7 protein-coding genes are annotated in these 6,707 nt (G+C 63.2%); 3 read left to right on the top strand and 4 right to left on the bottom strand.

Annotated features, from left to right (window positions below; genetic code table 11):
* The first annotated feature begins 332 nt into the window (after positions 1–332).
* Positions 333–1,520 carry a Na+/H+ antiporter NhaA gene (nhaA, locus tag AC1DXU_RS30240; protein WP_477374869.1) on the top strand — a complete coding sequence of 396 codons (1,188 nt, stop codon included), beginning with the start codon at positions 333–335 and terminating at the stop codon, positions 1,518–1,520.
* Here nhaA and AC1DXU_RS30235 read toward each other — a convergent pair.
* The 3 genes from AC1DXU_RS30235 to AC1DXU_RS30225 form a co-directional block, all read right to left on the bottom strand.
* Entirely contained in the window at positions 1,504–2,547 is a 1,044-nt protein-coding gene (locus AC1DXU_RS30235; RefSeq protein ID WP_477374868.1) for an RNA polymerase subunit sigma-70, read from the bottom strand. The two genes, nhaA and AC1DXU_RS30235, sit on opposite strands and share 17 nt — an antisense overlap.
* A 42-nt stretch (positions 2,548–2,589) precedes the next feature.
* Positions 2,590–3,336, bottom strand: a complete 747-nt coding sequence (locus AC1DXU_RS30230) for an SDR family NAD(P)-dependent oxidoreductase (RefSeq protein WP_477374866.1) — start codon at positions 3,334–3,336, stop codon at positions 2,590–2,592.
* 183 nt (positions 3,337–3,519) lie between these two features.
* On the bottom strand, positions 3,520–4,020 hold the full coding sequence (locus AC1DXU_RS30225; RefSeq protein WP_477374864.1) for an MmcB family DNA repair protein: 501 nt from the start codon (positions 4,018–4,020) through the stop codon (positions 3,520–3,522).
* Between the two features lie 174 nt (positions 4,021–4,194).
* Here AC1DXU_RS30225 and AC1DXU_RS30220 point away from each other — a divergent pair, with 174 nt between their 5' ends.
* Positions 4,195–4,761 carry an NADPH-dependent FMN reductase gene (locus AC1DXU_RS30220; RefSeq protein ID WP_477374862.1) on the top strand — a complete coding sequence of 189 codons (567 nt, stop codon included), beginning with the start codon at positions 4,195–4,197 and terminating at the stop codon, positions 4,759–4,761.
* A gap of 566 nt (positions 4,762–5,327) precedes the next feature.
* On the opposite strand, the gene cueR is transcribed toward AC1DXU_RS30220, so the two are convergent.
* On the bottom strand, positions 5,328–5,750 hold the full coding sequence (gene cueR / locus AC1DXU_RS30215; RefSeq protein ID WP_477374860.1) for a Cu(I)-responsive transcriptional regulator: 423 nt from the start codon (positions 5,748–5,750) through the stop codon (positions 5,328–5,330).
* Between the two features lie 225 nt (positions 5,751–5,975).
* Here cueR and AC1DXU_RS30210 point away from each other — a divergent pair, with 225 nt between their 5' ends.
* Complete coding sequence (locus tag AC1DXU_RS30210) at positions 5,976–6,593, top strand: L,D-transpeptidase (protein ID WP_477374858.1); 618 nt, start codon at positions 5,976–5,978, stop codon at positions 6,591–6,593.
* The last annotated feature ends 114 nt before the right edge of the window (positions 6,594–6,707 follow it).

Genomic DNA, 6,707 nt, shown 5'->3' with positions numbered 1-6,707 from the left:
CCTTGGCCACATCGATGCCGACACGAAGCGCGATTTGTGTCATCTTCTGATCCCTTCCTTGCTGGTGCGGGGTCGAACCCTGGCAACCGTTCGGGCTATGGAAGATGCGGTCGGAGCTCCTTGCTCACCTGCGGACTCAAACCAAGGGGCACGCGGGCTTCCGCCGCAGCGAGTGACCCGGTCGTGACCCGGGTCACTCGCCAACCCGATCCTGCATGATTCGAAAGACACAAGGGGCAGCGCCAACGCTTGGAGAGAGTGACGCTTGCCCAGCCGTCAAGCTTTGCGCATCATCGCGAACAACGCCGCCGGAAACTGGCAACGGAGAACACATGCGCGACGAGCGGCCAAAATCCATCCTTCGCGAATTCCTCGATGGCGAGGCGGCGGGCGGCATCATCCTGATGGTGGCGGCGGCGCTTGCGCTGATCGTTGCCAATTCGCCGCTGTCCGAGACCTATTTCGCTGCCCTGCATGCCTATCTCGGCCCGCTCAGCGTCTCGCACTGGATCAATGACGGCCTGATGGCGGTGTTCTTCCTGCTGGTCGGCCTCGAGATCAAACGCGAGATGCTCGACGGCCAGCTCTCGACCTGGCCGCGCCGCGCGCTGCCCGGCATTGCCGCGGCCGGCGGCATGCTGGTGCCGGCGCTGGTCTATGTGGCCATCAACCGCAACAATTCGGCCGCCCTGTCCGGCTGGGCGATCCCGACTGCCACCGACATCGCCTTTGCGCTTGGCGTGCTGTCGCTGCTCGGCAGCCGCGTGCCGGCATCGCTGAAGATATTCCTCACCGCGCTTGCCATCATCGACGATCTCGGCGCCGTCATCATCATCGCCATCTTCTACACCAACGGCCTGTCGCTCGCCTATCTCGGCGCTGCCTTCGCGGTGATCGCCGTGCTCGTCGTGCTCAACCGCATGCGTGTTCTCACCCTGGTGCCCTATATCGTTCTCGGCATCATCCTGTGGGTGTTGGTGCTGAAATCGGGGGTGCACGCTACGCTCGCCGGCGTGGCGCTGGCGCTGACCATCCCGCTGAGAGTCTCCCCGGGCAGCGGCCACGATCTCGACCATTCGCCGCTGCATCGGCTCGAACATGGTCTGCACAGACTGGTGCCCTTCTTCGTCATCCCGATCTTCGGCTTTGCCAATGCCGGTGTTTCGCTCGCGGGCTTAAGCGCTGCCGCCCTGGTCGAGCCGCTGACGCTGGGCGTCGCCGCCGGCCTCGTCGCCGGCAAGCTGGTCGGCGTATTCGGCTCCTCGGCCATTGCAATCCGGCTCGGCTTTGCCGACCTGCCGGTCAATGCCGGCTGGCTGCACATGATCGGCATTTCACTGCTCTGCGGCATCGGCTTCACCATGAGCCTGTTCATCGGCCTGCTCGCCTTCGCCAACGATGTGGCACTGCAGGACGCGGTCAAGGTCGGCATCCTCGCCGGCTCCTTCGTCGCCGCCCTTCTCGGCGCCGCCGTGCTGCTGATGGCGCCGGCCGCGGGCGCGGCTACTGACGAGGATTAGGCCAGACAAGCGGCAGGCCGAAGGCCGTAAACAAGTCCTGGCCGAGCGGACCGACATAGACCGTCAGCAAGGCGATCTTGTCGTCGGCAGGCTCGATGATATGCAGGGACTGGGCTCGCCACAAATGATCCCGGTGGCGGCGCGCGTAGACCGCGGACGCGGGCTGGCCATTGGCGCCGGTGGCGACCGCATGATAGCCGGCGAAATTGCCCCAGACGGTCTCGAAGAAACCACGGATCGCCTCGCGTCCCTGGTACCAGTCCCGCCAAGGCGGCATGTGATAGGTGGCATCCTCGCGCAGCAGTTCGACCAAGCCGTCGAGACTGGCGTCCTGCCAGGCCCGCATGTAGCGTTCGAGCAGTTGGCTCTCTTGTGCGTTGGGCTGCGATTTTTCCATGGGACGTCCCCGCGGATATTGCGCCGCCAGCGTTGCGCGGGCTCGCTGCAAGGCGCTGTTGATCGAAGCGGTCGAGCCGCCCAGCAATTGCGCCGTCTCGAGCGCTGACCACCCCAGCACGTCGCACAGCAAAAGGGCGGCACGCTGCCTGGGCGGCAAAAGCTGGATCGCGGCGACGAAGGCCAGTCGCACGGCCTCGCGCGCTTCATAGCGCGCTTCCGGACCGGGCTCGCCGTCAGCGACGTCTGGGAGCTCGGTGTCCGGGTAGGGCTCCAGCCAGGTGAGTTCGGCTGCCTGCCCGCCAGTGGCGCGTCCATCGGAGGGCGGCCGTTCGGGCTGCTGGAGAAGGCGATGCGCCGTCGACCTCGCCTTGAGCGCGTTGAGGCAGCTGTTGGTGGCGATCGTGTAGAGCCAGCCGCGCAGCGAGCCGCGCGCGTCGAATTGCGACCGCCCGCGCCAGGCCCGCAGCAAGGTGTCCTGGACAAGGTCGTCCGCCTCGTGCAGCGAGCCCATCATCCGGTAGCAATGCAGCTTGAGTTCACGGCGGTGGGCAGCCGTGAGGCGCTCGAAGGCCGGCCGATCGAGGATCGGCCGGCCCAGTGGCTCAACAGGGCCAGGAGCATCTGTCATAGGCAGCCCGCGGTGCTGAAATCGCCTTGCATCCTGAGCGCCTCAAGCCGCCGCCGCAAGTCCGCTGCCGCTGACCGTGAAGGAGCTGCCGTCCGATTCCCCGGTGGCGAGGGCGACCACCGCGCGGCCCACATCGGCGGGCGTCTGCAGGTCGGTCATGCTCGCGAGGATTTCTGCAGGCTGGATGCCCAGATAGGCGGCAAAGCCGTCGAGCCCGGCGTCGCCCACGCCGGTTCCTGGCATGATGCGAGCCGGTGCAAGCGCCATGAACCGCAGGCCGAGGCCAAGCCGATCCGATTCCTTCTGGCAATGACCGGCCAGGAACATCTGCATGCGTTTTGCGCCGGCATAGCCGCCGGCGAATGGTGGTCCGCCGCTCAAGGCCGCACCACTGGAGATCAGCACAATTCGGGTCCCCGGTTTGAGCGGATCGTTGAGCGCGGCCCTGCAGAACAGGAACGCTGCCTTGACGTCCGTTTCCCAGTTTGCGGAGAAGACCTCCCAGCTCTGTTCCGGCAAGGGTGCGGAAGGGGCAAGGGCGCCGGCGCAGATCACCAGCACGTCCGGCGCAAGCGCCTCGAAAACCGCTTCGGGTGCGGTCTCCACCGTCGCGTCGACCGCTAGAGTCTTCACGCCTGGCTTCTCCCAGGAGAGTTCTTTCAGGGCCGCTGCGCCACGGGCAACGGCAAGAACTGTCGCGCCCTCGCCGAGTGCTGCCTCCACGATTGAGCGGCCGACACCCCGGCTGCCTCCGACGACGACGACATTTTGACCTTGTAACGATCGCATGGATCACCTCGCTTTCCGGTCACTGGACCATCCAGCGCCTATTGATCAGGACAGCGCAGGCGACCGGAAATCATCGGTGCGGGATAAAAAATCTTCGCACTTATCGGCAGCGCCAGCGCAAACCTCGATCGGGCGAGATCGACGGGCGGCGCGCATCGGCGCGACGCACATTTGCAGCGGACCCTACTCGCTTTCGCCCTCCAGCGCCGGCACCGAGACGCCGGCGAGCTCAGCCGCCAGCAGCCGTGACGCACCGGCCCGCGCGATCCGCAGCATCAGTGCCTTGCGCGTTGCCGCGGCCATGCGGTGCTCCGGCGCATCGCGCATGATCTCGGCGCCGTAGCCGTCGGAGAGGATAAACCCGCATTCCTCGGGAAAAATCTCCGCGGGCACGCCGGGATGAGTGGCGAAGAAGAAGCGGTCGGAGTGCAGCCGGTAATCTGGCCATTTGCGATCAACCCTGAAATCCTCGATCGAGGATTTGATCTCGATGATCCAGATGTCGCCCTGGCGGGTCAGCGCCACGAGATCGGCGCGGCGGCCGGTGGCCAGCGACAATTCGGGCAGCACATGCATGCCCATTTGCATCAGCAGCCGCTGCACGCCACGTCGCACCAGCATGGCGCGTTCCGACTGGCGGCCGTCGATCAGAGGGTTGATGGGAAGCGGGGAAATGATCGGCATGGCCGGCACCATGCCAGAGTTTGTTCACGGTTTGAACCCCCTCTGTAGGGGCGATTGTATCTTTGACAAACCATACTGGTAAAAACCCTACGCGTGCATTGATCAGCCTAGGGGTGTACCCTTCGGGACTGCGCTGCCAGCCGCTTACTGGCATTCTCCCGAGGAGGCATTCCCATGACCGCGTACAAAGTCGGTTATCTCATTGGCAGCCTCGCCAAGGGCTCAATCAACCGGAAGTTGGCCAATGCGCTCGTGAGCTTGGCGCCAGCGGAACTTTCGATGACCGAAATCCCGTTCAAGGACTTGCCGCTCTACAGCTACGACTACGACGCGGATTTTCCTCCGCCGGCAAGGGCATTCAAGGAAGCGCTCGCCGGGATCGACGCCGTGTTGTTCGTCACGCCGGAGTACAACCGCTCAATCCCAGGCGGGCTCAAAAATGCGATCGACTGGGCGAGCCGACCCTACGGCCATAACTCGTTCACCCGAAAACCGTCGGCGGTCATCGGCACCTCGCCGGGGTCGATCGGCACCGCGCTGGCGCAGCAAAGCCTTCGCGGCGTTCTTGGCTTCTGCAACTCCCCTCAGATGAACTCGATCGAGGCTTACATCCAGTTCAAACCCGGCCTGATCACCGACGAAGGTGCGGTCACCGACTCCCGAACTGAGGAGTTCCTGCGCGACTACATGATGCAGTTCCACAACTTCATTACTCGGGTCTATACCGCCCTGTCCACGTGAGTTCACAGGACAATCGCGCTGCCAGCCGCCGATACCAAGCGTTAGTCGTCAACCACAGCTAGCTGTGGTGCTACCCAGCCGTAGGCGGCTGCACCGGCCCGGCTCCGGTTCGACCTTCCGTGATCGCACCATATTCGGCTGAGTTCAGTCTGGTATTGATCCGGGAGCGGCCCCATGTCGTGCCGATCAACTTCCGTTTTTCACCAGAAGACGGCAGGGGCTAAAGTCTTGCGCTTTACACGCAAAGGTCTGACGTTACCGCTTTGGTTCCGCGAATGTCCATTGGACGTTCCGCATTTTAGTCAATTATCATATATGGTTAGCGCGCGCTAAAAGGCTTCATGCGGCAGTTCGCCCACGACTCTGCTCTGGCGAAGGCTTGGGTTTGCCAGCCTACTCCACCTGCCCGCCTTAGGGTAATGGCCGGTGCGGGTACCTCGGGGGTGCGGAGGCCGCACCGGCCACCGCGGGTTGGGGTTGGGCCACCCCCCGCATGATTAAACTATAGGCATATTAGCAATTACGCAATTAAGCCAATCGGCGGTGCCAAGCCGCGTCGACGCGGTCTATGCCGACGCCGAAGCGCCTTTGTCGTTAAGCAACACCGCCCCCGCCATATCGTCCAAAATCGGGCAATCCGGCCTGTCGTCGCCGTGGCAGGCGTGGATCAGCTTTTGCAGGGTTGAGCGCATCGACTGCAGCTCGCGCACCTTCTCCTCGATGGCGCTGACATGGGCGGCGGCGATTTCGCGCACGTCGTGGCTGGCGCGGCTGCGATCCTGGTACAGCGCCATCAACTGGCGGCAATCATCGATTGAAAAGCCGAGATTGCGGGCGCGGCGCAAAAAGGCCAGCCGGTGGATGTCGTCGCCTGAATAATCGCGGTAGCCATTGCCGGCACGCACCGGCGCGATCAGGCCGATTTCCTCATAGTAGCGGATGGTCTTGGCCGGCAGGCCGGAACGCTGGGCGGCATCACCGACATTCATAGTGGTTCCTCGATTCTCAGGTGTCTGGCGGGACCACCCATTGAATTTCCTTCACAATCCTGTGAAGCCTGTTGCCAAAATGTCATAGTTGTGAGCTTACCGGAGCGTAGGCCCTTGCATATGGGCATCGCGCGCTTGGCAAGCAAAGCAAATGCCAGCAAGAATGATCCTGACAAAAGCGGCCGACTCGTGCCGCTACCTCAGGGTCGGGCATCGGACATTTTCATGCGCATGAAGTCACTTGCAATTGTCGCTGCTCTTGCGCTGTCGACCGCGATCTCGGGTTGCAGCACCATCGGCGCGCAACTGTTCACCAACAACTACGGCTCGGTTACCGACGCCGGCTATCAATTGCCGCGCATCCCGATCGAAAAGGTGCCGCTGAAGTACCACCGGCAGGAGGTCAACTACGACACCTCGGAAAAGCCGGGCACCATCATCGTCGATACGCAGAACAAGTTCCTCTTCTTCGTCGAAGGCGACGGCCGGGCGATACGCTATGGCATCGGCGTCGGCCGCGAAGGCTTTGAGTGGCACGGCACCGCCCATATCGCGCTGAAGCGCGAATGGCCGACCTGGACGCCGCCCAAGCAGATGATCCAGCGCCAGCCGGAACTGGCCAAGTTTGCCGACGGCATGGAGCCAGGCCTGAAGAACCCGCTCGGCGCGCGCGCCATGTACCTGTTCAACAAGGGCGGCGACATGGGCTACCGCCTGCATGGCAGCCCGGAATGGAACTCGATCGGCAAGGCAATGTCGTCAGGCTGCATCAGGCTGATGAACCAGGACATTATCGACCTCTATGATCGCGCCTCGGTCGGCGCCAAGGTCATTGTTATGTAAGGACCACGGTCCCTCACGGGATCATGGTGAAACGGGAAGACAAGTTTCGTACGCGGACCGTCTAGGCAACAACGGACGTCCCAAACAGAAAACCGGGCAATTTGGCCCGGTTTT

It is taken from the genome of Mesorhizobium sp. P3_A10 (genome assembly GCF_056403175.1).
This window is presented reverse-complemented; position numbering and strand designations above follow the sequence as displayed.